Source organism: Paenibacillus turicensis (genome assembly GCF_017873435.1).
Classification (GTDB): Bacteria; Bacillota; Bacilli; order Paenibacillales; family Paenibacillaceae; genus Fontibacillus; species Fontibacillus turicensis.
The window spans coordinates 266,064-290,992 of record NZ_JAGGKG010000003.1 but is presented as its reverse complement, the minus strand read 5'-3'; the positions used below and the strand labels follow the sequence as shown (position 1 = coordinate 290,992).

The window sequence follows — 24,929 nt, the reverse complement described above, 5'->3', positions numbered from 1 at the left end:
TTATGAAAATTGACCCATATGTTTATATTACTATTATAATAAGGGATTTGCATCATTTTCCCTTAATTTGGAGAAATTTTTTAGGAAAAAAGACCTATCGACAAAAGCTATCTTTTTTAAACAAAAAATTCAAATTATTTTCCAAGCTCTCCCCTTGACTTTACACCTACCTTTCGGTTAGAATTTATTGTTGATAAAGACTGGATAGAGTCTTATTAGGGCGTAACGCATGCGGCACCCTCTTGTATTTTGTTGCTGACACGACAGCGGCTGAACTTTCGTGTTAGTTGGGCGAATTTATCTATCCCATCGCTCAGTAAACAAAAACGAACGCAAGTAGAACCCTACCACTAAAATTATTTTTAAAGGAGTCTACCTATACAATGGCACGTTACACTGGTCCTAAATTTAAATTAAGCCGTCGCCTTGGAATTTCCTTGAGCGGCAATGGCAAAGACTTGAAAAGAGCATTCCCTCCAGGACAACATGGTCCTACTCAACGTAGAAAGCTTAGCAACTACGGTATGCAGCTACAAGAAAAACAAAAATTGCGTCACATGTACGGTTTAGGCGAAAAGCAATTCCGCACTTTGTTTGCTAAAGCACAAAAAATGCCAGGTATCGCTGGTGAAAACTTCATGATCTTGCTTGAAAGCCGTTTGGACAACCTTGTTTACCGTCTTGGCTTCGCTAACTCTCGTGCAGGTGCTCGTCAGTTGGTATCTCATGGTCATGTTACTGTTAATGGCAAAAAAGTTGACATTGCTTCTTACCGTTTAAGTGTTGGTGATGTAATTGGTCTTCGTGAAAGAAGCCGCGGTCTTTCTTCTATCAAGGAAGCCATTGAAAACCGCGTACATCTTGCAGCTTATATTGAGTTTAATGAAGCAGCAATGGAAGGTAAATTTATTCGTTTACCTGAACGTGCTGAATTGTCTCAAGAAATTGACGAAAAACAAATCGTCGAATTCTACAACCGTTAATATTAACGGAGACAGCTTGAAAAAACAGTCGCTCTTTAGAGCGATTGTTTTTTTATTGAGCTCTATCTATTTTATGTTTATGCAACATTATTTAATTATAATTCGTTACTTTTACATAGCTTCGTAAATTCTAGTTATACTGTTTAGGAGTATAGACCTATAGGGCCATCGAGCATTTAATATTATGCAAAAAAATAATTGTAGCAGTAATTTAGGACTGTTTTTTGCTGATCATGACCTTAAAAACGTTTCAGATGTCTCATTTTATGCTATAATGTTGCTGTTAAAAGGAGGCTTCTCATGGTAGAAAATGATACAAATTCTGACAAAAATAAAATAAGGCGAACTGGGAAACACGAAGCTCCCAAACGTAGACGAGGAAAACTAGTCTGGTCAATCCTTGGTTATTTAACCTTATTTGTTTTTGCTGGAATTTTATTTGTTGGGGGTGCCGTATTTGGCTACGTATCCTCTGTAGTTTTTGATGAACCTGTACGTTCACGTGCGGATATTCTGGAAAAAATTAATCATAATGAAATGACAGGTTTTGCCTACTTTCGTGATGGTTCCGCAATCGGGCAGCTTCGAACAGAAGAAGATCGTCGCCCAGTTTCCCACAAGGAAATTCCGCAGACTGTAATTGATGCCGTCATCGCAATCGAAGACAACAATTTTATGGAGCACCCTGGTATAGATTTTAACGGAACCATGCGTGCAATTAAACAACGGGTACTTAAAGAAAACGTGCAAACTGGAGGAAGTACTTTAACTCAACAGCTAGCTCGTCGTGTATTCCTTAATCTTGATCGGACGGATAACCGTAAAATTAAAGAAATTTTACTCTCACTTCGTCTAGAGCGCTTTTTAAGTAAACCAGAAATTATTACTGCTTATTTGAATAAAGTACCTTTTGGTAATGGAGTTAGTGGCTCTCAGGTTTACGGAATTAAGGCAGCAGCCAAAGGGATTTTTAATGCTGGTTTAAATGATCTGAATATTGCTCAGTCAGCCTATTTAGCAGGGTTACCTCAGCTTCCCTCCTCCTATTCTGCGTTTAATGGTAAAGGGGAATTTAATGAAGTTGCTTTTAATCGTGCAATAAAGCGCCAAAAATTAGTATTACAACGTATGCTTGAAGAGAAAAAGATTAGTAATGAACAATATAACGAGGCGTTAGCCTTTGATATTAAAGCTTCATTAGCACCTAAAACAAAAAAAGCATATGAAACGTATCCTTATTTAATGATGGAAACAGAACGTCAAGGGGCACTAGTGATTGCTCAGATGAATAATCCTGATCTAAGCAAGGAGCAAATCGCCAAAAATCCTCAATTGCTTGAGGAAGGACGACAACAGCTTTTAAGTAGTGGTTATCTGGTGTATACAACGATAGATCCTAAAGTGTACAAATCGATGCATAAAGTGTCCGAAAATGCCAAGAACTTCAGCCCTAACGATAAAAAGAAGGGACTTGAGCAGGTCGCTGCAACGATGATTGATAATAAAACCGGTGCAATTTTAGGAATGATTGAAGGTCGTGATTTTTACACCGAGCAGATGAATTATGCGACACAAATGGTTAGACAGCCAGGTTCAACCATGAAAACGATCGCTGCCTATCTACCTGCAATCGAGCTTGGTTTAATTCAACCAGCAAGCGTGATCGATGATTCGCCAATCATATTGAAAAACTCAAATACGAGTTATCATATTCCTGGTAATGCAAGTGGTGGCTACAAGGGCTTAGTGACTGCCCGTACTGCATTAAATGAATCACGAAACGTTCCAGCACTTAAAATTTTTAATCAGGTATTAGGAATTGAAAAGGCATGGGATTTCTCTAAGAAGCTTGGAATTACAACGATCGACAAAAATGACTATCAGGCTCAAACAGGCGTTTTAGGTGGACTAAGATATGGTGTGACGGTTGAAGAATTAACAAATGCCTATAGCTCAATTGCGAATGGCGGACAATTTAATGATTCATATATGATTGAAAAAATAACAGATCTAAAGGGTAATGTTATATATAAGCATAAACTTGAACCCCAGCGCGTCTTTTCAGAGCAGTCTGCTTACTTAATGACAGATATGCTTCGGACTGTAGTGACTAGCGGAACGGGTAAATCCATTAAATCAGACTTTAAACAGTATGGTAAAATCCCAGTTGTGGGTAAAACCGGTTCGACACAAAACTACGCTGATGTGTGGTTTATGGGCTATACGCCTGATGTCTCCTTAGGTGTATGGGTTGGGTACAAGGAACCTATTAATACGTTATCTAAAGATGGCAGATCTAGAGCTCGTTCCATTTGGGCACGTGTTATGAATGAGGTTACAGAGAGTAATAAAGATTTATTTAAAACAAGTAAGTTTAATAAACCGGATGGTATCGTTACACGCACTGTATCTGGTTATAGCGGTAAGCTACCAAGTGCTCTAACCGGTGGCAATCTGGTCACAGATATTTTTAATGCTAAATTTGTACCTAAAACAACTGAAGATGTGCTAGTACGTGCGAAATACGTGACGTATGAGGGTGTTAACTATATCCCACTGGAAATTACTCCTTCTGATATGGTACGTGAAAAAGTGGTTATGAAACGTGAAAAACCAATTAAAGAACTCGTTGAAGAACTCCAAAAGGCGTTCAGATACATGTCATCTCATCGAGATATTAGCTATTACATTCCTAAAGATGCGAAAGAAGACGCACCTTATAAGACAGACCCTCGTGGTGATGATGGTCGTGCTCCATCCGCTCCATCGAATGTAAGGGTATCTGGCTCGACAGTCACCTTCAGTAGCAGTCCTGAGAAGGATGTCGTTGGTTATCGTCTGTATCGCTCTGTTAATGGCGGTACATTTGAGTATACAGGGAATACATCACTAGTTGGAGATGCAAATTCCATTGCATCTGGTTCTTCTAACGCCAGCTACAGCTATTATGTGACTGCAGTAGATGTGGCGGGTAACGAATCTGCACCAAGTGCAATTGCTGGCACTTCAGGAGGGCAAGGACAACAAGAGCCAAACAATCCTGATAGTGATCCAAACCAAGTGCCGGCTATGCCAAATAACGTGAGTATCAATGGCTTAACGGTGAGCTGGAATGCTAGCAATACCGCAACAGAATACAATATCTATATGTCTGATAGTGCCGATGGCACGTATACCAAAGTAGCTACAACAAGCAATAACTCCTATGCGATCGTATCAGAAGCACAGCAAGGCTGGATTAAGGTTACTGCTGTTAATGCTTCTGGAGAGTCATTTGGATCAAAGGGTGTACAATTTCAGAAATAAGATATAAAAAAAAGCTGCCTCGAAGGTCGAAGGCAGCTTCTTTTTATTTAGAAAATAAAATTGATATTGGGGAATCTCAACATTTTACTCTACTATAACTGTTTAAATATTCCTTGTATAATTTCAAAGGAACGGTCAGCCGCAATAACAACAAATTCAGGATAGTTCATATGTGCGGAATTATCTGCTTTATCTGACATTGAGCGAATGACAACATAAGGAACTTGATTACGATGACATACCTGCGCAACAGAAGCCCCTTCCATTTCTACACATGCCCCTCCAAATGTATCATGAAGTTTACTAACGATCGCCTTATCTGAAATAAATTGATCACCTGAAAGTACACGTCCAATAATGTAATGGCAGTCTGCTCCAAGCTGTAGACAGCTTTGCTCTGCTAGCTTAATCAGGGCTGGATCAGCAGGGAAATCAGATACCTCCTGATCAGGGGTTTCACCCACCTTGTACCCAAGTGCACTTGCATCCATATCGTGTTGTTGGCAGGAAGATGAGATCACGATATCACCAATGTTTAAAGATGGGTCAGCCGCACCAGCAACCCCAGTAAAGATTACATTTTCAACAGCAAAACGATCAATTAAAATTTGCGTATTTATCGCGGCATTAACTTTTCCAATACCTGATTTACACACAACTACATCATGCCCAAAGTATGTACCCGTAATAAATTCACTGTCAGCAAAAATTTGCTTCTGTTGATTCTCGACCTGCTTAAGCAACAAAGCTAATTCCTCGTCCATTGCTCCAATTAATCCTATTTTTTTTGCCATTGCTATTTCTCCTCCATATTCTCAAAAAAAGCACCATTACTGGTGCTTTTTCTTGTTAAACCTTTTCATATCTAATCTATTGTATATAGTAAACAACAAAATTAAAGGTGACTTACAGATAACCGTAAAATCGTCTCATGCGGTAAAATTACGCGTGGATTCTCAACTGTTTCTTTTTTCATTAGTTTTGTTAACAAACGCATCGCTACTGCACCAAGATCGTACATCGGTTGCGCTACCGTCGTTAATTGTGGTCGCACCATTGAAGCCATACGAATATTATCTACACTAATAATTGAGAAATCTTCTGGAACCTTCAAGCCTTCATCCTGAATGCTATGGATCGCACCAATTGCCATCTCATCTGTTGCTGCAAATATTGCAGTCGGACGATTTTTTAATCCAAGGAAATATTTCATCGCTTCCACACCAGATTCATAACGGTAATTACCAATACGAACTAAATCCTCTTGGTAAGTAATCCCGTTTGTTTCGAGTGCACGTTTGTAACCTTGGAAACGAGCAAAACCATTTGCAGGATCTTGAAGTGTGCCGCTGATCATCGCAATATGTGTGTGTCCATGACGTATCAATGTACTTACTGCATCAAATGCAGCAGCTTCATGATCGATATCAACAGAAGGGATCTCCCCCTGCTCGTCACTTGTTGCACATAATACGATTGGAACAGAAGAGGTTTTAAAGGCTTGAATGTGCTCTTCAGTTACAGCCCCACCCATAAATAATAATCCATCCACCTGCTTCTCCAGCAGCGTATTAATAACTCTAATTTCTTTTTCTTTTTTCTTATCCGCATTACACAAAATAATATTATAGTGATACATGTTTGCAATATCTTCAATTCCCCGAGCAATTTCTGCTAGGATCGAATTGGAGATATCAGGTATAACTACGCCAACTGTCGTTGTCTTTTTACTTGCTAACCCTCTTGCAACAGCATTTGGACGATAGCCCAAACGCTCAATTGCTTCATATACCTTTTTTCGTGTCTGTGGTTTCACGTTCGGGTTATTGTTAACAACCCGGGAAACTGTAGCCATTGAGACACCTGCTTCACGTGCCACATCATAAATGGTAACCGTCACGTTATTCGCTCCATTATAAATAGATTTTTATTACATTTTTTGTTAAAATTCCGTCTGTTCCTGTGTTCCAATTAAAATTATGATACGACAAATTATTACTTTACGCAATCTAAACACCTTATCCAGACCAGATTGATTTGAATTAAAGTTTGTTAGTGTCTGTATGTAACTCTGACCTTTTGTTAAATTGGATATACGACAATCTAACGATATGATTAACGTCTTCTAATATTTTAACAAAAAGGCAAAGTGAAAAACAACTCAAAACAGTGAAAAATCATGAAAATAATCAATTTACGCCAGTAAAAAACATATTATTAACATATTTAGATAATTGAGATAGTCGTTTTGTTAATGTTTCCATCCATTCTTCATCCTTTGAAGACTTAGCATAGCCATATAAGTCCAACAATAAATTAATTCTTTCCTCACATCTGTGCTCAAAAGCGATCTCAAAGCTATCAGTGCTGTCCTCATCCCATGACTCATATAATTCCCATAATACAGCAGCAAATTCATTCATTTCTGTAAAATCAATCTCATAATTAATTTTGTTATTTGTTTGGTTTAAAGTTAATAAAAATTGTTTCATATCATCCTTAATAGCTGGATGAAGCATGTATGAGCATCCTGCTTCACATTCATATACAGGTACCCGCTTTAGTTTAACTCCATTTTTAGAAATAACGAATCTGAAACCTAGATTCATAGTTTGTCCACAATGACATGACTTCCACACAATCTCACCCCATCTTAATGCTTGGTTCAGTTGTTCCTATTCTATTATATACGTTAATTTGAAATAATGGTTTGGAAAGGTTTTCAAGTAAAGTATTTTACAAAAATTTTGAAACTTATTTTCTTTTTGATACAATAAAATTTGAAGTATTTTCAGACCACAAATAGGAGGAATTACAATATGAGACTTGCAGGTAAGAAGGTTATCGCGTTTGTAGACGAGGAGTTTGAAGATTTAGAGTTGTGGTATCCTATTTATCGCATCCAAGAAGAGGGTGCTGAGGTTCACCTTGTTGGTCAGGAAAAAGGAAAAAAGTACATTGGAAAATATGGTGTGCCCGCTGAAGCACAATTTTCATATGAGGAAATAGATGGGGAAAATTATGATGGAATTCTTGTACCAGGAGGTTGGGCGCCTGATAAGTTACGTCGTTACCCAAAAGTATTAACATTAATCTCTGAGTTTCATGAACAAAAGAAAGTGATTGGACAAATCTGTCATGCAGGTTGGGTGTTGATTTCAGCGAAAATTTTAAATGGAGTTACAGTTACCTCTACGCCAGGAATCCGAGATGATATGGAAAATGCCGGTGCCATTTGGAAGGATGAGCCTGTCGTAGTAGATGGACATATTATTTCAGCACGTCGTCCACCTGACCTTCCGCCTTATGGAAAGGCATTAGTCGATGCATTAGCTAAAAAATAGTTTTAAAATTTTCAAAAATTTAAAAGGTAGTACCTACTCTGTACTAATACAGAAGTGAGGCACTACCTTTTTACCTTTAAACACAAAACTCTAATTAGACTTCATTTAACTCGTTTTCTATCTCCGTTGCCGTTGACAGCTGATAACAGCGTGCACCAACCTCACGGACATGTGCTGCATTTGTATTCAATACCTTATGCTTCACTCTTAGCAAGGATTGTGGCGACATACTGAGGTGGTCTACACCAAGATGCATCCAAATCGGGATAGATTTCTCATCGCCTGCCATTTCCCCACAAACACTAACAGGAATCCCTGCCTCCTTCGCTGCTTGTACAGTTTGGCGCAACATTCTTAACACAGCTGGATGATACCAACGGTATAAATGAGCGATCGTTTCGTTCATCCGATCCACCGCTAACACGTATTGCACTAGATCATTTGTACCTATACTAAAGAAATCAACTTCAGCGGCTAACAAATCCGCAATTTGTGCCGTTGCTGGCACTTCAATCATAATGCCTACCTGTATGTTTACATTGTATTTTAGACCACGTTGATCTAAATCCCGCTTAGCTTCTTCCAAAATTGCATTAGCTTGCCTTAATTCCTCCAATGAAGAAATCATCGGGTACATGATTTTTACATTTCCATAGTCGCTTGCTCGCAAGATAGCACATAATTGCGTTTTAAACATTTCCTTGTTATCCAAACTAATCCGAATGGCTCGATAACCAAGAAATGGATTTTCTTCCTCAGGTAGATCAAAATATTCAAGCTGTTTATCTCCGCCGATATCCAAAGTACGAATAACGACAGGTCTTCCTTCTGCAGCTAAAGTGATTTGTTTATAAACCTCATATTGCTCTTCTTCTTCAGGGAATGCAGCGCGATTCATATATAAAAATTCAGTTCGAAACAGTCCAACACCCTCTGCTCCATGCTTTAGTACCTGTCTCAGATCGTTCATCGAGCTAATGTTACCCATTAAGTGCATGTGAACGCCATCTTGTGTTACAGCATCAACGGTAGCTAATGCTTGCAATTGTTCCTTATGCTTCGCTTGATTCTCAGCAATTGCTGTATAATGTGCGATGATGTCCTCACTTGGATCAACAAAAACTTTGCCTTCACCGCCATCTATAATTAAAAAATCTCCCGTTTCTAGCGGTTTGCTTAATTTATTTTCTAGACCAGAAACTAATGGAATTCCTAATGCACGAGCCATAATCGCAGAATGCGAAGTAAGTCCACCCGCCATAGTCACCATTCCAAGTACATGATTTGGATTTAAATGCACAAGTTGTGATGGTGAAAGCTCACGAGCAACTAAAATGTAAGGGTTAGTATCTGCTGGCAAAGTGACCTCAGGTGTACCTAACAAATGCTTTAGTAACCTATTCCCAACATCCTTAATATCTAATGCACGTTCCTTCATATACTCATCATCCAACAAGTCAAACATCGTTACAAAGTGATCAATAGCTTCCTTTACAGCTACCTCTGCTGCCTTATACTGACGTTCGATAATGCCTTGAATTTCGCTCATAAATACAGGATCTTCTAAAATCGCTAAATGAGCATCAAAAATGCCGGATTCACTTACCCCAACCGTTTCCTTAATCTCATTTTTCATATCCTCAATTTCGGTTTTAGAAGTACGAATTCCTTCATATAGCCTTTCAAATTCAAGAGATAGATCTACCTTCTCCATACGCTGATCTGGTACATCCCAATCCCAGGCAGGTAGCACAAAAGCCTTGCCAATCGCAACGCCTACTGCTGCACCGATGCCTTGTATCATGCTGTGACCCCCTATTGTCTATATAAAGTTATGCTTCCTAATGCTTTATTTAATTTTATATACTCGCATTAGGCTCTTCTCTGTCTAATATGGTAAGCCTAGCCTTATAAATTTGTCAAAGGAAAAAAGAAAAATTATAACTTGATTTGTTAGGTAATTCATGATTAGCATTTTCAATTAAACCATTTAATTCTATTCATTTGTATTATTTTGAATATTTATATGTATTATTCTCTTTGAAAAATAATGTGAAAAAATAGCTAAAAACCAAAATTAGTGGTTGCTAACTTCCCGTCAACCACTAATCTCTAAGTTGAGCCTAAAAATAAGACAACATTTTACAAGACTTTCCCACAAGACAGTGCACGAGAGGAAGTATCTAATTAAAGTAATTATATTCACGGAGATAAGTGCAAAATACAGTTTGATAGATAAAACAATGCCGTATGAGGCCCCCAACGGCATTGCTTACTTTCCAAATAGATCACTATGTGTACCAGTTCGAGCCAAGGTCAAAATTAAAACGTCATCCTCAATACGATAAACAAGTAACCAATCAGGAAGTATGTGGCATTCGCGGTGTCTCTCCAATTACCTGTAAGAGCATGGTCCTTATTCTTTTCGGGTAAGGAAACACCACTGGCAAGTTTCTCTACAATCTGTTCTAAAAGGTCAATCTTTAGTCCGCGCTTGATTGCAAGCTTGTAGTCTTTTTTAAATTGAGTAGTTGCTTTAACTTTATACTTAATCATTCTTCAGGTCTGCAAAAAGCTGATTTAAGTCAGTATACCCCTTAACATTGGGATCCTTTGCAATCCTTTCTGCTTCAAGCATTGCAGCGATGGTTTCCTTTGTTGGTTTATTTAGTGTTACGTCAAAGGGAAGTCCGCCCTCACGGAGAGATTGACGAACAAAAATGTTAAATGCTGTTGAAATATTCATGCCCAGCTCTGCAAAAAGAGCATCTGCCTGTGTCTTAAGTTCTGCATCCATTCGAATGCTAATATTTGTGGTATTACCAGCCATAAAAATGTACTCCTTTCTTATTTTTCTACTTATATCATATGCAAATTGCACGAAAAACGCAATAAATCGCACGAATTAATAACATTATTTTTCGCTTTGTTGCTGATTTAATTGTATTAAACTAAATTTCAGTACACCAAAGCAAATTAAAAAGAGACGTAAAAAGTCTTTTTTATCTCTTTACGTCTCTCCCCTATTTAACTTACTTTAGCCTATTTTATACGATTTACTTTCGAGGACCGATAAGTAGGCTATCCTCTACCTTGATACAGCGATCCATAATGACGGTAAGTCCACCCTCAGCAGCAATTTGTGCAGCTTCTTCATTAATAATTCCTTGTTGAAGCCACAAAACTTTAGCGTTGACGGCTACTGCTTCCCTGGCGATCTCGGGTGTGAATTCACTGCGACGAAATACATTGACGATATCGATAGGCTCTTTGATATCAGTTAATGTAGCATACACTTGCTCACCTAAAATTTCACCTTCAACCGCTGGATTTACTGGGATAATCCGATATCCATTTTGCTTTAAGGCACCTGCAACCATATAAGATGTTCGATCGGTTTTATCCGACAAGCCCACCACAGCTATATTCCCTGCATTTTGTAAAATGGTTTTAATTTGTTCTCGTGTAGGATTTTCAAAAGCCATTTCTCACACCTCCGCTATAGTGATCAACTCGTATTACTTTTTCCATAATTACTACTTATCACTCACTGAATCTAAATGTTGAATCTTAATTATTATACTCCTCGATGATTGCACCAAGCGAACGCATATGATCAAAAAACTGCGGATAAGATTTAGCGACATGGTGAGCATCTTTTATAACGATAGGTTGTCTTGCTCGCAAGCCAACAACAGTTAACGCCATAATCACCCGGTGATCATAGTGTGCATCAATTTCAACGCCACCTTCAATCCCATCTGGTCTACCATGCACAATAATTTCGGATTGTTTTTCTTCTACATTTGCGCCTGCTTTACGTAGCTCGTTTAGATAATCTGTAATGCGATCACATTCCTTATATCGTAAATTTTCTACGTTATAAAATCTTGAACTCCCCTGCGCATATACCGCAGCCGCTACCATCGCTAATACCGCATCTGTTGCTGCATCTCCGTCAAACTCAACAGGACGAAGTCTCCCATTTCCTTGAACATGTACGACCCCATTTTCATGTTTTAGTGGGACGTCCATCATTTGTAATACGTCTACAATCGCACGCTCTCCTTGCTTGCTTCGTTCCATTAATCGATGAACCTTAACGTTGGATTTAGTCACCGCTGCTGCAGCTAAAATAGCCGCTGAACCTGGGTAATCCCCTTGTACCGTATAAGTTCTAGCCTCATAAGACTGGCGACCAGGTACATGGAATGTTGTATAATCCTTTGTAGCATGAATAATGATACCTGCTTGCTCAAGCACCTCTAATGTTTGTCCAATAACAACCTTTGATTTCAAATCACCTGTCACTTCAATTTCGCTGTCCTCAGGTAGAAGAGGTGTTAGGAATAACAGCGCACTTAAATATTGTGAGCTTACTTCTCCAGAGACAGTGATTTTTCCACCTTGTGGCTTGTTTCCTTCAATCGTAATCGGCAATCTACCATTTTGATGTGTAACCTTGGCACCTAACTGCTCTAATGCAACAATTAAATCATCATGTGGACGTTTGCCTAAAGAATCTGGATACGTATTTACAAAATGAATATTCTCTCCCAATGCAGCAATTGCCATTAAAAACCGCAAAACTGCACCTGCATTACCAACATTTAGCTCCTGATTCTGCTTAGGATTACGTCCAAAGCCTGTAATTACGATCTTTTCATCATCCTCTTCAATGACAGCACCTAAATCAACAATGCAACGACGCATAGCATCGCTATCCTCGCTATGGGCAGGGTAATATACTGTACTCGTCCCTTCTGCCAGCGCGGCTACAAGTAAATATCTCGTTGTATAATTTTTAGAAGAAAGAGCACCAAACTCTCCCTTAAGCTCACCAACAGGCTTCACGATTACGTCCATGCACATATCCCCTTTTATCTGTGTCATTCTTATTAGCGATTAACCGCTGTAACGCATTAAATAACTTTTTATTATCATAACATAAGCGGCTAAGTTACTCTACTACACAAGAAACTAAAGTTTTATATTATGAAATTAAAAGAAGAGAGAGCTAATTGTTAGCTCTCTCTTGGTATAGCAGTAAGCTCAACATTCCATGCTTTGCTTAGAACCATTGATGATGGAATACGCCTTCTTTATCCACACGTTTAAAGGTATGAGCACCAAAGTAATCACGTTGTGCTTGCAATAGATTCGCAGGTAAACGCTCAGTACGGTAGCTGTCATAGTAGGACAACGCACTGGAGAAACCAGGAACAGGAATACCATTTTCAACGGCAGTCGCAACAACTTTACGCCATGCATCTTGGTAAGTCGTAACTACATTATTGAAATATGGATCAAGCAACAAGTTTTTAAGTGCTGCATCACGATCGTATGCATCCTTAATATTTTGAAGGAATTGCGAACGAATAATACAACCACCACGGAAAATCATTGCAATGTTTCCGTATTTCAAATCCCAACCGTATTCGTCGGAAGCAGCACGCATTTGTGCAAAACCTTGAGCATAAGAAACAATTTTACTTGCAAACAATGCTTTACGTACATTTTCGATAAATTCTGCTTTGTCGCCTTTAAATTCAGACTTAGCAGGCCCACTTAAAATTTTGCTTGCCGCAACACGCTCTTCCTTCATTGCAGACAAGAAACGGGAGAATACAGATTCGGTAATCATGGAAAGAGGAACACCTAGATCAAGTGCGCTTTGACTTGTCCATTTTCCGGTTCCCTTTTGACCCGCAGCATCAAGAATAACGTCCACCATAGGTTTACCAGTTTCTTCATCGTATTGGGAGAAAATATCTGCTGTAATTTCGATGAGGTAGCTGTCAAGCTCGCCTTTATTCCACTCAGAGAAAATTTCATGGAACTCTTTAGCATCTAAGCCAAGCACATCTTTAAGCAAATGATACGCTTCACCAATAAGCTGCATATCGCCATATTCAATCCCATTGTGCACCATCTTCACATAGTGACCGGCGCCATCTGGGCCAATATATGTACAACATGGATCACCATTAACTTTTGCGGAAATTGCAGTTAAAATTGGTTCAACTAATTTATAAGCACTTTCTTGTCCGCCAGGCATAATTGCGGGCCCATTAAGCGCTCCTTCTTCACCACCAGATACTCCTGTACCGATAAAGCGGAAGCCTTTTGCTTCTAAATCTTTACTGCGGCGCTGAGTATCAGGGAAATATGCATTACCACCATCAATAATAATATCGCCTTGATCTAAATATGGAAGCAACGACTCAATAGTTGCATCTGTTGCTGTTCCAGCTTGTACCATGATTAAAATTTTACGAGGTGTTTCTAAAGACTGTACAAACTCTTCAACTGAAAACGTGCCAACTACATTTTTACCTTGTGCCTCATTCGCAAGCATATCGTGCGTTTTTTGAGGGGAACGGTTAAATACAGACACGGTGAAGCCCCTGCTCTCAATATTCAAGGCCAAATTTTTACCCATAACGGCAAGGCCAATAACACCAATTTGTTGTTTAGACATGGTCTCCATCCTTTGCTTCCTATATTTTTTTGATGATATCATTTTAACGCTTTTACATGCAGAAGTGAACCCCCCTAGCGAGAGGTTCATCTAACATTTATAAAGTTTTCATTTTCAACAATGATATACTTCACAATATACCCTTTCTATTTTTACCATTCCAGCATCATTAATTGTCTTCTAATACGTTGGAGTCGCTCTTTACAAGCTTCTATTGCCTCATGATCGCCTTTCTCTAGCAAGGCATTTAATAAATCTAATTCTAAATTAAGCGCTTGTTCAAGTTGTTCTAGTTGTTGCTCAGCCGCTTGGGATGACATTAGCTCCTCTAATCTTTTAGCATCTAGGAGTGGTTCCTTTTGACCAAATATAATATTTTGAACCATAGTATGACTATTTTTTGTTCTTTTTACAACTGCATGACCTTTAAATTCTTCAATTAGTTTCTCAAACCACTCAGCCAGCTTGACATCTCTGATGACATAATTGCCCTCTAGTTTATATCCTGATCCTACAGCTTCAAAGCACAGCTTTGTTAATTTTCGTCCTGTACGAACAGAAAGAATAAACTTAGAATCACTTTCACTCCAGTATAAGGAGTAACCATCTTGGATTAGCTCTGTAATTATTTGTCTAATATGCCGGCGGTTGAATCGAAGGTCTAAATTGCAGTATTCTACCTCATCACTTTTATTCACCGCATTCCCTCCCTTACGCCCTACAGCTAACTATCACTTCCTTAATCATTATGATGTAAAGGCTATACTTCATCTTATGATGCAAAAATGTATTTATTGATTGGATATCATCAAGACAAGATGAATTATTTTTCATTAACTCTTCATTAGAGCTAAAAAAAACCTAATATGAAGTGTGGTATACTTGCCCCATAAAAGATTTGGACTGCCAGGAGGAAAAATATATGGGATTTAACGGCTTTACTCAGCAGGATTTTGCTAGCTTAACTACACCAGGACTAGAGGGTAGAATGGAGGCGATAATTACTCATATTCGTCCCAAATTAATACAGCTTGGAGAGCTGATGACACCATTTCTATCGATTATTTGTAATGAAGAAATGTACCCTCATGTTGCAAAACATGCTCGCAGAAAAGTAAACCCACCTAAAGATACTTGGATTGCATGGGGACCAAATAAGCGTGGGTATAAAGCGTTGCCTCATTTTGAGGTAGGTCTATTTGAAAGTCATTTATTTATTATTGTTGCTGTTATTTATGAAAGCCCAAATAAACTAAATTTTGCAAATTACTTAGAAAAAAACAGCAATAAATTAATAAAAAATATCCCTACTAATTTTTATTGGTCGCTTGATCATATGAGTCCAGAAGGAACTCTACATCAGGAGTGTACGAAGGAAACTTTACAACAAATGAGTCAAAAAATTAAAACGGTCAAAAAAGCAGAAGGGATTTGTGGTTTAAGGATTGAAAAAAATGACCCTTTACTACAACAGCCTGAAGCGCTCATTCAAACGATTGAGCAGACATTCCAAACTTTACTTCCGTTGTATAAAGGATCATTTTAATTTTTATAATAATTGAACCAGATTATGCTGGGACCTTTACAGGTGCCTGATGTCTGGCTAATATGATATGAATAACAAATAGAATTGCCATTACTATCGCACTACCTAGAAATGGCGAGGACGGTCCTAGTACGTCCCAGAGCTTGCCTGAGACAATCGGACCAGCAACCATACCTGAACCTTGAATAGTGAGGAAGAAGCCCCATACAGTGCCTTTCTCGCTTTCTGGTAGGGTGTGGGAAATCATCGTGTCCCATGTTGGTAAAATACAGGCGTAACTAACCCCGATTAAGAGCACAGCTAACCACACTGTTGGAATAGACCTTGTCATTGCAAATAACCCCACTGCAAACGCGGATAAAGCAAAACCGATATGCAAAAACCACTTTGTTCCAAATCGATCAGACAGCTTGCCAACAGGAATTAGACCTAATACCGTTACAGCACCCCCAACGACAAGTAAAGCACTATAAGCTTGAGAGGACATTTTTAATACATTTAAAATATACAAGGTAATCACGGGTGTAAGTAAGCCTATCGCAAACGACTGCAAAAATAAGGCAGGATACAACAACGGATGTACGTCTAAATGTTGTCTAATATGCTTTATGGTGCCCTTTAATCTTGACCAAGCTCCTAAAATTCCCCGCTTCCCATTACCTTCTGTACGAGTAGCTGATTGATTAGATAATACATGAATCTCTTGCTTCCTCCCTGGAAGGAAAAAAGCAACCACAATGTTTAAAGCAAGGCAGATTAACAATATCCAAAAAACGATATGATACGAGCCTTGTGGAAAAAAGTTCATTACAACAGGTCCTGCACCTGTGCCCCCTAAAGTGGACATTTGAATAATGCCCATCGCCGTTCCAAAATTATTGTTGGATTTTGTTACAGATGTAATCCCCATCATCACACATGGCCATAACGGTGCAGTCCCTACGCCAAGTAACGCACAACCAAGCACAATAAACCCAACAGAAGAGGTAAATGCGATTAGGGCAACAGCTAGAAAAGTAACGATCAGTCCAACGACCATCGTAATTCGAAATCCAATTCGTTCAATTAGCCATCCCGCAGGGCTCCGAAAGACGTTGTCCCCGATATATTGCAAAGAAAAAGATAAACCAATCGCAAACGTGCTTAATTGGAGCACACTTCCCATATACACAGGTAATATCACTACAATTAAGGAACCTTTAACAAACTCCACCAAAAACATAATTAGCCATAAGCATAAAAAGGTGGGTGTAATTAATTTGCGAGTTCCAGACAATCTGGATGTAAGTTTCATAGCTATTTCCTCCCTACACAACATTGACGGTTAATGTTAGCTTACCCAAGTATGATTCACAAATATCATTTTTATAAAATGGATTAGCTAAATGTTGGTTTTACTGGTATTAAAGCAATCAATAATTCATTGTAACCTAGGCAAGCCTATAAAATATAGGAGCTCACAAAAACCTTTGCTTGCAATCCTGCACTAATTTGCTATACTCAACCTTGTTTAAAAATAATATCAAGAGAGGTAGGGATGGCCATTATGGACCACAAACGCACGCCGCTATTTACAGCCCTCAAACAGCATGCGGCCGGCAATCCCGTTCAGTTCCACATTCCCGGTCATAAGAAGGGACAAGGAACTGATGAAGAATTTCGAGCATTTATTGGCGATAACGCCTTATCAATCGATCTCATTAACATTGCACCTTTGGATGATTTGCACCAGCCTAATAAAGTAATATTGGAAGCACAGCAATTGGCTGCAGATGCATTTGGTGCTGATTATACTTATTTTTCTGTGCAAGGTACGAGTAGTGCCATTATGACGATGATTATGTCCGTTTGTTCACCAGGGGACAAAATTATCATCCCAAGGAATATTCATAAATCCATCATGTCTGCCATTATATTTTCAGGAGCAAAACCAATTTTCGTCTCTCCTTCTCAAGATGAGACCATTGGGATTGATCATGGAATTACTACTTTTTCCGTTAGCAGAGCGTTGAAAAAACATCCCGATGCAAAAGCGGTTTTAGTTATAAATCCAACCTATTTTGGTGTTTGCGCTAACTTAGCTGAGCTTGTTGAATTAGCTCACGAGTTTGGTGTGCCTGTGCTTGTAGATGAAGCACATGGTGTGCATATTCATTTCCATGAAGATTTGCCTATGTCTGCGATGCAAGCAGGGGCAGATATGGCTGCAACAAGTGTGCATAAGCTTGGTGGCTCTATGACGCAAAGCTCAGTGTTAAATGTAAATACTAAAAATGGCTTTGTTAACCCACAACGTGTGCAAACGATTTTAAGTATGCTTACAACAACTTCTACCTCTTATCCATTGCTTGCTTCGTTAGATACATCAAGAAGAAACCTTGCGCTGAACGGTCGCGAGTTAATTGGAAAAGCGATTGAGCTTGCTCACTATGCACGTTATCAAATTAACCAAATCGAAGGCTTGTATTGCTTTGGCAAAGAAATTTTAGGCGGAGAAGCGACGTATGATTTTGATCCTACGAAAGTGACGACTCATGTCCGCCATCTTGGCATTACTGGCTATGAGGCAGAAAACTGGCTCAGAGAGCACTACAATATCGAGGTTGAGCTTAGTGACATGTACAACATCTTGTGTCTTGTAACTTTTGGAGATACACAGGATTCTGTTGATTTCTTGTTAAAAGCACTACGTGACTTGTCCAAAACATTTTATGTTGAAAATAATGCAAATGAATTGATTGTAAAAGTACCTGAAATTCCGCTCTTATCCCTCATCCCTCGTGATGCATTTTATGCGGATACCGAAGTTGTTCCTTTTAAGGAGTCAGCAGGTCGAATTATTGCAGAGTTTATTTATGTATACCCACCTGGAATTCCGATCTTGTTGCCAGGGGAAGTTATTTCTCAAGACAATATCGACTATATTGTAGATCATGTTGAGGTTGGCTTACCTGTAAAAGGTCCTGAGGATCGCTCTGTTCAACAAGTCAAAGTCATTATTGAAGCAGATCCCATTTTTTAAAAATTATTTTAATTAAAGCATTTATTCAACACAACAAAAGAGAGCTATTCCTTTATCACTAAAAAGTGAGTGAGGAATAGCTCTTTTAACTTTAATTATACGCCTTCATGGTCAGCAACAAGCTTGTTGTATGCTTCTTCAACTAAAGCCCATTCTGCTTCATCTTCGATGTTATACAACATCATTTCTTCGTTTTCTTCCTCTAGACGCAAAATAATACCATCTGCCTCTGTATTATTACGTTCAAGTAGAAGTGCATATAGCTTATCAGCGACATCAAATGTTTCCACTAGAACCATTTCAACATCGTTGCCATGCTCATCTGTTAATGTTAATACAAACTCTTCATGCTCATGATCATGATCATGACCGTGGTCATGTCCACATCCACATGCTTCACCATGCTCGTGATTGTGCTCGCTCATTCTAAAACCCTCACCTTTTTTGTTAAATTGTCAAAATTGACATTACAATCTGTACGTATCGTACCACTTTTCAAAGGGACAGGTCAATTCACAAAGATATGTTTTATTATAAAGTATTAATTAAGAACATTAATTTCCTTTTCAGCTACTTGTGAAAAGCTTTTTCCTTGTTTCATATAAAACGCTACCTTATATTTTCCTGTAGCTTTAAAATCATAAGTAAAGTCCTCAGTACGGAACCAGAAATTATCTAGTTTTTCTTTGATTTCTTTAGTCTGAATGACCTTGCTCGCTCCATTTGGTGCAATAATGCTAACACGAACAGCACTAATATTTACTTTTAAATTATCGATTTGAGAAAATACATTGAATTTCAATTTGCCTGTCTTCTTCACATCACCAAATACGCCGTCCTCTGTAAATAAAAACATATGCACGTTTGGTTTATTGTAGGTTACGGTTTTTGTTGCTTCATTGTATTGGGTCAATCCATCTAATTCACGGACTGGAATGTACGTTTTCCCCTCGATTAGGTAACCACCATCTTCTATGCCTGCTCCATTGATTAAGAGCTTCACCTTAGATGTTGCAGCATCTGCAAAAATAAGACCACTACTCATCAATGATAATACGATGACGAGTATCCCCACTCTTCTCCACTTCACTGTAAACCCTCCATTTTCAATATGTTCATGCATGTAGTGTCTTTTTCTACATGGTTCAATAAATAAATGTGCTAATATATGTGTATACTTCAACAACGAAATGAAGTTGCGGTAGCGAAGTCATTTATACCCATTTTATACTAGGAGGGCTTATGTAATGACCTTACAGCTTCAAATGTTAGGGACTGGTGGCGCCTTTTCAAGAAAATACTATAACAATAATGGTTTATTACTTACCGAGAACTACACGTTACTCATTGATTGTGGCAATACGGCATTACTTGCACTTCATGAGCTTGGTCGTTCGCCCGAGTCTATCGATGCTATTTTTATTACTCATATTCATGGCGATCATGTCGGAGGCCTTGAGGAATTTGCCTTTTATATGAACTTAATTCACCAGCGCAAGCCCGTATTATATATTGCAGAGGATTTGGTGACACCACTCTGGGAAAACACGTTAAAAGGGGCCATGGGGAACGGGGACGACTTAGGTATTCGAGATTATTTTGAGGTCATAACACTTAAACAAGAAGTAACAAACCAAATTGCGGAGGGACTTACTCTTAAGCTGTTGCAAACACCTCATATGCCAGGAAAATCGAGTTATTCGCTTGTCATTAATGATCATATTTTTTATAGCTCAGACATGACATTTCAGCCTAATTTATTATATAAGCTCGTTTATGAGGAGAAGATTACTCAAATTTTTCACGAGGTACAATTAAACGGAGTTGGACATGTTCATACGTCATTACAGGAGTTATTGTCGCTACCTACTGATATCCAAGGGATGATTTCTTTAATGCATTATGAAGATAACATGGGCGATTTTGTAGGGCGTATCGGAGAAATGAAATTTTTGGAGCAGCAAAAGATTTATACTTTATAGATTAAGAGTGTAAAGGAATAGCAAAGCGATAACTAAAGACGGCGACAGCAAGGAACAAGAGTCTAAATCCCAAGCTGTCGCTTGTTTTATAACGATTGACCTTTTTTATTGTTAAATATGGAGCTTAATTGCTTTGATGAAAATTTATGAATAGAGTTTTTATTTTTCAACCATAAATTTCCTTTCACTATAAAAATGTAAACTGCGATGGCAAAATAAAGTGTGCTCCAAATCCAGTCTGATAAGGTTATTAAATGCTGATCATATACATAGTAGATATACCAGATTCCAACCGGCAAATGTACAAAAAGTGCGGAAGCTAATCCAGGATTATATATGCTTTTTGCTCTTACATTAATAATAATGCCATGGAAAATAATTTGGAAAAAACCCATTAATACAGGCGCCATGCCTAACCATATAATTGAAGGAAAGAAGATCGGGATTAAGTAGAATATATAGGCGATTACCACATTTATGATCATTGCAGACTGTTTATTAAGCGGATAGTTGTCAGGAGAGTGACTTTTAAATAACGCTAAATTGAATACGCCTGGAAAGTAGCCAGGCCAGCGATACTCTTCAAATTGATGTAGTAGAATGGCTACAAAGCTCAACCACAAAATACTGTTCATCTGCGGTATAATTCCCCAATTCATGACAAGAACAATGCACACTACAAATCCAATGATTAACCCAAAATCCTGCCAGTTATTTCTTAAAATCCTCATCCTAATCCACCTCAATCTTAAGTTTATTAACCAAATACGATTGAACTAATGGAAATACCTTTCGAATAGCAAGTCAATCTGATCCTCTATTGGGGCAATTTTTATAGAGGCTCCTGTTTCAAGAATAGGACTCATTAGTGCCGGTAAAAACAGAGCACCAAAAATCTGCACCGTCATCGTCATCAGTTGCTCTGGCTGCTGTTCATTGGTTAACTCTCTTAAAGTACTCTGTATCTTAGGAAATCCTAATAGATTTAAAAATGAACCATATTCATGCTGAGAGGAGAAAACAGTCTGACCCATGAGGATGATTCTAGAGAGTAATTCGGGATATTGACGAATGACTTGCAAATAATCCAGTAAAAATTGCCTCAATCGATCTCGTGCAGATATAGTGAAATCGTCAAGTATGGCAAAGGTATGCTGAAAGCTGTTCAATATTAATTTAATGGACTCACTCAATAAGTTTTCTTTAGACCCGAAGTAATAGTTAACTAAAGCCACGTTTGTGCCTGAAGCCTCTGCAATTTTTTTTATGGTGATCTTCTCAAACCCTTCTTGCTTGGTTAACTCCAGAGTGGCGCGCATGATCTTCTCTTTGGTTTCTATTTTTTTGTCAGTCTCCATAGGGAACCTCCCAATTTTTTGATTTAAAAAATTTATGGCTTAAAATTCTTTATGCTATTTTAAACTAAGATTTAAACAGCATTTTAAACGACATTTAAAATACAATTTAAATTTATTATAGTCATCTTTTTCCAAATTGACAATGATTATTCTGTTTATTTTGTGTTAAAAACCAAAAAACGGCGTAGCCCATTGGCCACACCGTTTATTTAAATCCAAAGTTAATTAAAATGTTGGTAACGCATCTAGATTGTTAGTTGGATCTCCATCTGCATCTCCACGAATATACATCTCACCATCTTTTCCCTTAAATACATTCACACCTGCAATTGCACCCGCTTGAACCTCGTTTAATGCTTCATTGTATTCAAGTACTCTTCCACTAGATGTTTTAAATGCCTTTAAGTCACCGTCCCCATTTTTTTGAACGGCAATGAAACGTTCTCTTGTATGAATGTCCATAGCTTTCATCTCCTCCATTTTCATTTCCCGTTGGGGATAATGATAATATGTCCAATTCACACAAAAACTATTTATAGTGTCTTCTCCATTCGAACATGAGGTATACCAGCATCATCAAATGGCTCTGAGGATACTGTAGTGTAGCCTAGCTTTTCATAAAAGCCTTCAGCCTGACACTGGGCATCTAACACTGATTTGGTCAGTCCTAATTCTCGTGCAAGCTCTTCTAAAGCAATAATTAAAACCGCTCCTAGTCCTTGCCCTCGATACGCCTTGCTGACCGCAATTCGCTGTAGCTTAGCTGCATTATCCTTATAAAAAATTAGTCTTCCCGTTGCGGCAGGTTTGCCCTCTACTTCAACTAAAAGATGATGCACGTTTTCATCAAGCACATCAAACTCATCAATTTCAATCTCTAATGGGACTTGCTGCTCCTTAACAAAAACCTCTTTCCGAATTGAAAAGCAATGCTCTAGCTGATCTTTTTCCTTAACAGGGATAATTACTGCTGTCATCTTACGTCATTCACACCTTTTTGCTTAGAATATCGTCTCATTATACTATTGTTTTGAATATACGTCTTCTACAATTGCAGGTTCATATACATCATCTACAATAGAATGACCAAACCAAGCAGGTTTTGTTGGACGCTCTGACAGCGCTTGATCATGATTACAACCTTGCGTAATTAGTATTAAAGCAATCCCTGCAACAATAAGGCCTAGCTTCGCATTGCCATTGTTGTTCTTTTCCATCATAATCCCCCCTAAGAAATCTAATTTAAGTGTTAGCTAGTGGGGATATGAATATACACAATATTTAACGAAATTTAAATAAAAAACCATTACCTAAAAGGAGTTTTATATCAATGAGCTAAAGCAGTTTGAAGATTATACAAGTAAAGACATACAGCGTTTCCTTAACGAAAGATATTATAAATAGTACATATTATCTAAATCTATAGACCTATATTTCCGATATATTGGTAGTATGATCGAAAAAATATAGGGATGAGGGACAGAATATGATAATCTGTAAAAATTGCGGTAATGAAGTAGATGAAAAAAGTTTATTTTGTGATCAATGTGGTTTAAAACTTGATACTGAAGATGAAGATAATGAATTATTAAATAATCAATCAGAAGAAACTGCTGTTTCAGTTGAAGTGAATGATAATTTTAGAGTGAAAAAAAGCAAAAAAACTATATTATTTTCTTTACTTTCTATAGTTGTACTAATTGGGGCTATCGGTGGTGGATATTGGTACTTTAGTGATAAACAGGAAAAGGCTATTAATAAGTATCGTGAAGACTTAGCTGTAGCAGTCACTCAAATGATGAGTTTTTCATTGATTTCTGAGGAAATTTGTAATCAATACTCCGATGTATGGAATAGAGCAATTAAAGAAGATTGGATTATAGTAAATAATAAAAGCGCATTAAATTTTAATGAAGCTATTTCCTATAAAAGAGAAGAATTCGAAGAAAAAAATATTATAGCCTTAATTAAGAAAAATACAGAAGAAACTGATAAATTAATGCAAGGCTTGAATAAGCCTTCTCCTGAATATCAAAATGCTTATGATAAATTAGTAGAACTTTATGGATTATATACCCAATATGCTGACCTAGCTGATTTTCCAAAGGGTAGTTTGCTTGAGTTTAATAAAACCAGAAACCAACTATCATCCGAAATAGGAAAGCTCTATAAACAATTTAAAATATTGGTACCAAATATTTCAGATAAAAGAATTTCTGAACTTACAAATACTATAGATATTTAAGAATGATATTTCTAACCGCCTGAATGGCGGTTTTTCTTTTGTCAAAATTGAGAACGGAATGAACATATACATGTCAACAACAATGACAAATATTGAAGGCTTTGAAATTTGAGATACAGGATACAGATACAAGATTCCGAATTCTTTGATATTGAGATCACCATTTTCCTTGAAGAGAAAACCCTCTACACTCTTGAATCTTATTGTCCATCAGCCAAATCAATCTAAACATTTAATATATCAATCAGCACTTAAATAGCAGATTCCCAAGTATACCTTGAAATTATTCATAAAAATTTAGATTGTACAGAAGAATTCACTTATAAAGCTATTCGCTTTAAAAATTGCCAAATTTCCAAACCTTATCGTTATGAAGCTGATTTTTTTAGACTATCTACAGCTATTGAAGCTATTCATAAGTAGAGTTCGAAAAGCTGAAAAGACATAATAAAACCATAGAGTTTAAAATAGATAGGCAAAATGTTTCTCTTCAATTCTACGCTCAGATATTAAACATAATCCTCCAAATTTACAAATTCCTACTCTACGCAAAATTTATGCAATTCATCCATAAGTGACATAAAAGAGGTTAATGTTCTATCACTCACATTGCGATGTTGCTTATCTGCTTTAAACTCAGATAGAGCAAAATCAAATAACAA

24 protein-coding genes and 1 pseudogene are annotated in these 24,929 nt (G+C 37.7%); 7 read left to right on the top strand and 18 right to left on the bottom strand.

Features of this window, described 5'->3' with window-relative positions; genetic code table 11:
- The first annotated feature begins 383 nt into the window (after window positions 1-383).
- Together rpsD and J2Z32_RS05350 are read left to right on the top strand one after the other, a co-directional pair.
- Window positions 384-983, top strand: a complete 600-nt coding sequence (rpsD, locus tag J2Z32_RS05355; protein ID WP_210088129.1) for a 30S ribosomal protein S4 — start codon at window positions 384-386, stop codon at window positions 981-983.
- 300 nt (window positions 984-1,283) lie between these two features.
- Window positions 1,284-4,289, top strand: coding sequence for a transglycosylase domain-containing protein (locus J2Z32_RS05350; RefSeq protein ID WP_210088128.1), 3,006 nt, complete (start codon window positions 1,284-1,286; stop codon window positions 4,287-4,289).
- Window positions 4,290-4,381: 92 nt separating this feature from the next.
- Here J2Z32_RS05350 and J2Z32_RS05345 read toward each other — a convergent pair whose 3' ends face one another.
- From J2Z32_RS05345 to J2Z32_RS05335, 3 genes are all read right to left on the bottom strand, one after another.
- Complete coding sequence (locus J2Z32_RS05345; protein ID WP_210088127.1) at window positions 4,382-5,083, bottom strand: 5'-methylthioadenosine/adenosylhomocysteine nucleosidase; 702 nt, start codon at window positions 5,081-5,083, stop codon at window positions 4,382-4,384.
- A gap of 101 nt (window positions 5,084-5,184) precedes the next feature.
- Entirely contained in the window at window positions 5,185-6,189 is a 1,005-nt protein-coding gene (gene ccpA / locus J2Z32_RS05340) for a catabolite control protein A (protein ID WP_210088126.1), read from the bottom strand.
- A gap of 289 nt (window positions 6,190-6,478) precedes the next feature.
- Window positions 6,479-6,808, bottom strand: coding sequence for a hypothetical protein (locus J2Z32_RS05335; RefSeq protein ID WP_210088125.1), 330 nt, complete (start codon window positions 6,806-6,808; stop codon window positions 6,479-6,481).
- Between the two features lie 300 nt (window positions 6,809-7,108).
- On the opposite strand from J2Z32_RS05335, the gene J2Z32_RS05330 reads away from it, so the two are divergent.
- On the top strand, window positions 7,109-7,633 hold the full coding sequence (locus J2Z32_RS05330) for a type 1 glutamine amidotransferase domain-containing protein (RefSeq protein ID WP_210088124.1): 525 nt from the start codon (window positions 7,109-7,111) through the stop codon (window positions 7,631-7,633).
- A 94-nt stretch (window positions 7,634-7,727) separates the two neighbouring features.
- On the opposite strand, the gene ptsP is transcribed toward J2Z32_RS05330, so the two are convergent.
- From ptsP to J2Z32_RS05295, 7 genes and pseudogenes are all read right to left on the bottom strand, one after another.
- A complete protein-coding gene (gene ptsP, locus J2Z32_RS05325) occupies window positions 7,728-9,437 on the bottom strand; it encodes a phosphoenolpyruvate--protein phosphotransferase (protein ID WP_210088123.1) in 1,710 nt (569 codons plus the stop codon).
- Between the two features lie 468 nt (window positions 9,438-9,905).
- Window positions 9,906-10,189: pseudogene (locus J2Z32_RS05320) on the bottom strand (type II toxin-antitoxin system YafQ family toxin).
- Entirely contained in the window at window positions 10,182-10,463 is a 282-nt protein-coding gene (locus J2Z32_RS05315) for a type II toxin-antitoxin system RelB/DinJ family antitoxin (RefSeq protein ID WP_210088122.1), read from the bottom strand. Before J2Z32_RS05315 ends, J2Z32_RS05320 begins: the two are co-directional and overlap by 8 nt.
- Window positions 10,464-10,689: 226 nt before the next feature.
- Entirely contained in the window at window positions 10,690-11,118 is a 429-nt protein-coding gene (locus J2Z32_RS05310; protein ID WP_210088121.1) for a CoA-binding protein, read from the bottom strand.
- Between the two features lie 85 nt (window positions 11,119-11,203).
- Window positions 11,204-12,499, bottom strand: coding sequence for a 3-phosphoshikimate 1-carboxyvinyltransferase (aroA, locus tag J2Z32_RS05305; protein ID WP_210088120.1), 1,296 nt, complete (start codon window positions 12,497-12,499; stop codon window positions 11,204-11,206).
- Between the two features lie 205 nt (window positions 12,500-12,704).
- A complete protein-coding gene (gene gndA, locus J2Z32_RS05300) occupies window positions 12,705-14,114 on the bottom strand; it encodes an NADP-dependent phosphogluconate dehydrogenase (RefSeq protein ID WP_210088119.1) in 1,410 nt (469 codons plus the stop codon).
- Between the two features lie 152 nt (window positions 14,115-14,266).
- On the bottom strand, window positions 14,267-14,812 hold the full coding sequence (locus tag J2Z32_RS05295) for a hypothetical protein (protein ID WP_210088118.1): 546 nt from the start codon (window positions 14,810-14,812) through the stop codon (window positions 14,267-14,269).
- 224 nt (window positions 14,813-15,036) lie between these two features.
- On the opposite strand from J2Z32_RS05295, the gene J2Z32_RS05290 reads away from it, so the two are divergent.
- A complete protein-coding gene (locus J2Z32_RS05290; protein WP_210088117.1) occupies window positions 15,037-15,660 on the top strand; it encodes a DUF1054 domain-containing protein in 624 nt (207 codons plus the stop codon).
- 22 nt (window positions 15,661-15,682) lie between these two features.
- Here J2Z32_RS05290 and J2Z32_RS05285 read toward each other — a convergent pair whose 3' ends face one another.
- On the bottom strand, window positions 15,683-16,954 hold the full coding sequence (locus tag J2Z32_RS05285) for an MFS transporter (RefSeq protein ID WP_210088116.1): 1,272 nt from the start codon (window positions 16,952-16,954) through the stop codon (window positions 15,683-15,685).
- Between the two features lie 252 nt (window positions 16,955-17,206).
- Between J2Z32_RS05285 and J2Z32_RS05280 the strand changes: the two genes are divergently transcribed.
- The gene (locus J2Z32_RS05280; RefSeq protein ID WP_210088115.1) at window positions 17,207-18,682 is read left to right on the top strand and encodes an aminotransferase class I/II-fold pyridoxal phosphate-dependent enzyme; all 1,476 of its coding nucleotides are present in this window, start codon (window positions 17,207-17,209) and stop codon (window positions 18,680-18,682) included.
- A 95-nt stretch (window positions 18,683-18,777) separates the two neighbouring features.
- Here the strand turns inward: J2Z32_RS05280 and J2Z32_RS05275 are convergent, their stop codons facing one another.
- Window positions 18,778-19,107: a DUF1292 domain-containing protein gene (locus J2Z32_RS05275; RefSeq protein ID WP_210088114.1), complete on the bottom strand. Its 330-nt coding sequence runs from the start codon at window positions 19,105-19,107 to the stop codon at window positions 18,778-18,780.
- 116 nt (window positions 19,108-19,223) lie between these two features.
- A complete protein-coding gene (locus tag J2Z32_RS05270; protein WP_210088113.1) occupies window positions 19,224-19,772 on the bottom strand; it encodes a copper amine oxidase in 549 nt (182 codons plus the stop codon).
- A 157-nt stretch (window positions 19,773-19,929) separates the two neighbouring features.
- Between J2Z32_RS05270 and J2Z32_RS05265 the strand changes: the two genes are divergently transcribed.
- Window positions 19,930-20,664, top strand: a complete 735-nt coding sequence (locus tag J2Z32_RS05265; protein ID WP_210088112.1) for an MBL fold metallo-hydrolase — start codon at window positions 19,930-19,932, stop codon at window positions 20,662-20,664.
- Between the two features lie 86 nt (window positions 20,665-20,750).
- Here the strand turns inward: J2Z32_RS05265 and J2Z32_RS05260 are convergent, their stop codons facing one another.
- The 5 genes from J2Z32_RS05260 to J2Z32_RS05240 form a co-directional block, all read right to left on the bottom strand.
- Window positions 20,751-21,395, bottom strand: a complete 645-nt coding sequence (locus tag J2Z32_RS05260; RefSeq protein ID WP_210088111.1) for an HXXEE domain-containing protein — start codon at window positions 21,393-21,395, stop codon at window positions 20,751-20,753.
- Window positions 21,396-21,440: 45 nt separating this feature from the next.
- The gene (locus J2Z32_RS05255; protein ID WP_210088110.1) at window positions 21,441-22,022 is read right to left on the bottom strand and encodes a TetR/AcrR family transcriptional regulator; all 582 of its coding nucleotides are present in this window, start codon (window positions 22,020-22,022) and stop codon (window positions 21,441-21,443) included.
- Window positions 22,023-22,247: 225 nt separating this feature from the next.
- Entirely contained in the window at window positions 22,248-22,484 is a 237-nt protein-coding gene (locus tag J2Z32_RS05250; protein ID WP_210088109.1) for a DUF3892 domain-containing protein, read from the bottom strand.
- A 71-nt stretch (window positions 22,485-22,555) separates the two neighbouring features.
- Window positions 22,556-22,999 carry a GNAT family N-acetyltransferase gene (locus J2Z32_RS05245; RefSeq protein ID WP_210088108.1) on the bottom strand — a complete coding sequence of 148 codons (444 nt, stop codon included), beginning with the start codon at window positions 22,997-22,999 and terminating at the stop codon, window positions 22,556-22,558.
- 45 nt (window positions 23,000-23,044) lie between these two features.
- Complete coding sequence (locus J2Z32_RS05240; protein ID WP_210088107.1) at window positions 23,045-23,239, bottom strand: hypothetical protein; 195 nt, start codon at window positions 23,237-23,239, stop codon at window positions 23,045-23,047.
- A 269-nt stretch (window positions 23,240-23,508) separates the two neighbouring features.
- Between J2Z32_RS05240 and J2Z32_RS05235 the strand changes: the two genes are divergently transcribed.
- Window positions 23,509-24,267, top strand: a complete 759-nt coding sequence (locus J2Z32_RS05235) for a zinc-ribbon domain-containing protein (RefSeq protein WP_210088106.1) — start codon at window positions 23,509-23,511, stop codon at window positions 24,265-24,267.
- Window positions 24,268-24,929 lie beyond the last annotated feature (662 nt).

Bases quoted from the DNA above. Each gene is read 5' to 3' on its own strand.
- rpsD (WP_210088129.1), top strand. From the start codon at position 384: ATGGCACGTTACACTGGTCCTAAATTTAAATTAAGCCGTCGCCTTGGA.
- J2Z32_RS05350 (WP_210088128.1), top strand. From the start codon at position 1,284: ATGGTAGAAAATGATACAAATTCTGACAAAAATAAAATAAGGCGAACT.
- J2Z32_RS05345 (WP_210088127.1), bottom strand. From the start codon at position 5,083: ATGGCAAAAAAAATAGGATTAATTGGAGCAATGGACGAGGAATTAGCT.
- J2Z32_RS05335 (WP_210088125.1), bottom strand. From the start codon at position 6,808: ATGCTTCATCCAGCTATTAAGGATGATATGAAACAATTTTTATTAACT.
- J2Z32_RS05330 (WP_210088124.1), top strand. From the start codon at position 7,109: ATGAGACTTGCAGGTAAGAAGGTTATCGCGTTTGTAGACGAGGAGTTT.
- ptsP (WP_210088123.1), bottom strand. From the start codon at position 9,437: ATGATACAAGGCATCGGTGCAGCAGTAGGCGTTGCGATTGGCAAGGCT.
- J2Z32_RS05315 (WP_210088122.1), bottom strand. From the start codon at position 10,463: ATGGCTGGTAATACCACAAATATTAGCATTCGAATGGATGCAGAACTT.
- J2Z32_RS05310 (WP_210088121.1), bottom strand. From the start codon at position 11,118: ATGGCTTTTGAAAATCCTACACGAGAACAAATTAAAACCATTTTACAA.
- aroA (WP_210088120.1), bottom strand. From the start codon at position 12,499: ATGGACGTAATCGTGAAGCCTGTTGGTGAGCTTAAGGGAGAGTTTGGT.
- gndA (WP_210088119.1), bottom strand. From the start codon at position 14,114: ATGTCTAAACAACAAATTGGTGTTATTGGCCTTGCCGTTATGGGTAAA.
- J2Z32_RS05290 (WP_210088117.1), top strand. From the start codon at position 15,037: ATGGGATTTAACGGCTTTACTCAGCAGGATTTTGCTAGCTTAACTACA.
- J2Z32_RS05285 (WP_210088116.1), bottom strand. From the start codon at position 16,954: ATGAAACTTACATCCAGATTGTCTGGAACTCGCAAATTAATTACACCC.
- J2Z32_RS05280 (WP_210088115.1), top strand. From the start codon at position 17,207: ATGGACCACAAACGCACGCCGCTATTTACAGCCCTCAAACAGCATGCG.
- J2Z32_RS05275 (WP_210088114.1), bottom strand. From the start codon at position 19,107: ATGAGCGAGCACAATCACGAGCATGGTGAAGCATGTGGATGTGGACAT.
- J2Z32_RS05265 (WP_210088112.1), top strand. From the start codon at position 19,930: ATGACCTTACAGCTTCAAATGTTAGGGACTGGTGGCGCCTTTTCAAGA.
- J2Z32_RS05260 (WP_210088111.1), bottom strand. From the start codon at position 21,395: ATGAGGATTTTAAGAAATAACTGGCAGGATTTTGGGTTAATCATTGGA.
- J2Z32_RS05255 (WP_210088110.1), bottom strand. From the start codon at position 22,022: ATGGAGACTGACAAAAAAATAGAAACCAAAGAGAAGATCATGCGCGCC.
- J2Z32_RS05250 (WP_210088109.1), bottom strand. From the start codon at position 22,484: ATGGACATTCATACAAGAGAACGTTTCATTGCCGTTCAAAAAAATGGG.
- J2Z32_RS05245 (WP_210088108.1), bottom strand. From the start codon at position 22,999: ATGACAGCAGTAATTATCCCTGTTAAGGAAAAAGATCAGCTAGAGCAT.
- J2Z32_RS05240 (WP_210088107.1), bottom strand. From the start codon at position 23,239: ATGGAAAAGAACAACAATGGCAATGCGAAGCTAGGCCTTATTGTTGCA.
- J2Z32_RS05235 (WP_210088106.1), top strand. From the start codon at position 23,509: ATGATAATCTGTAAAAATTGCGGTAATGAAGTAGATGAAAAAAGTTTA.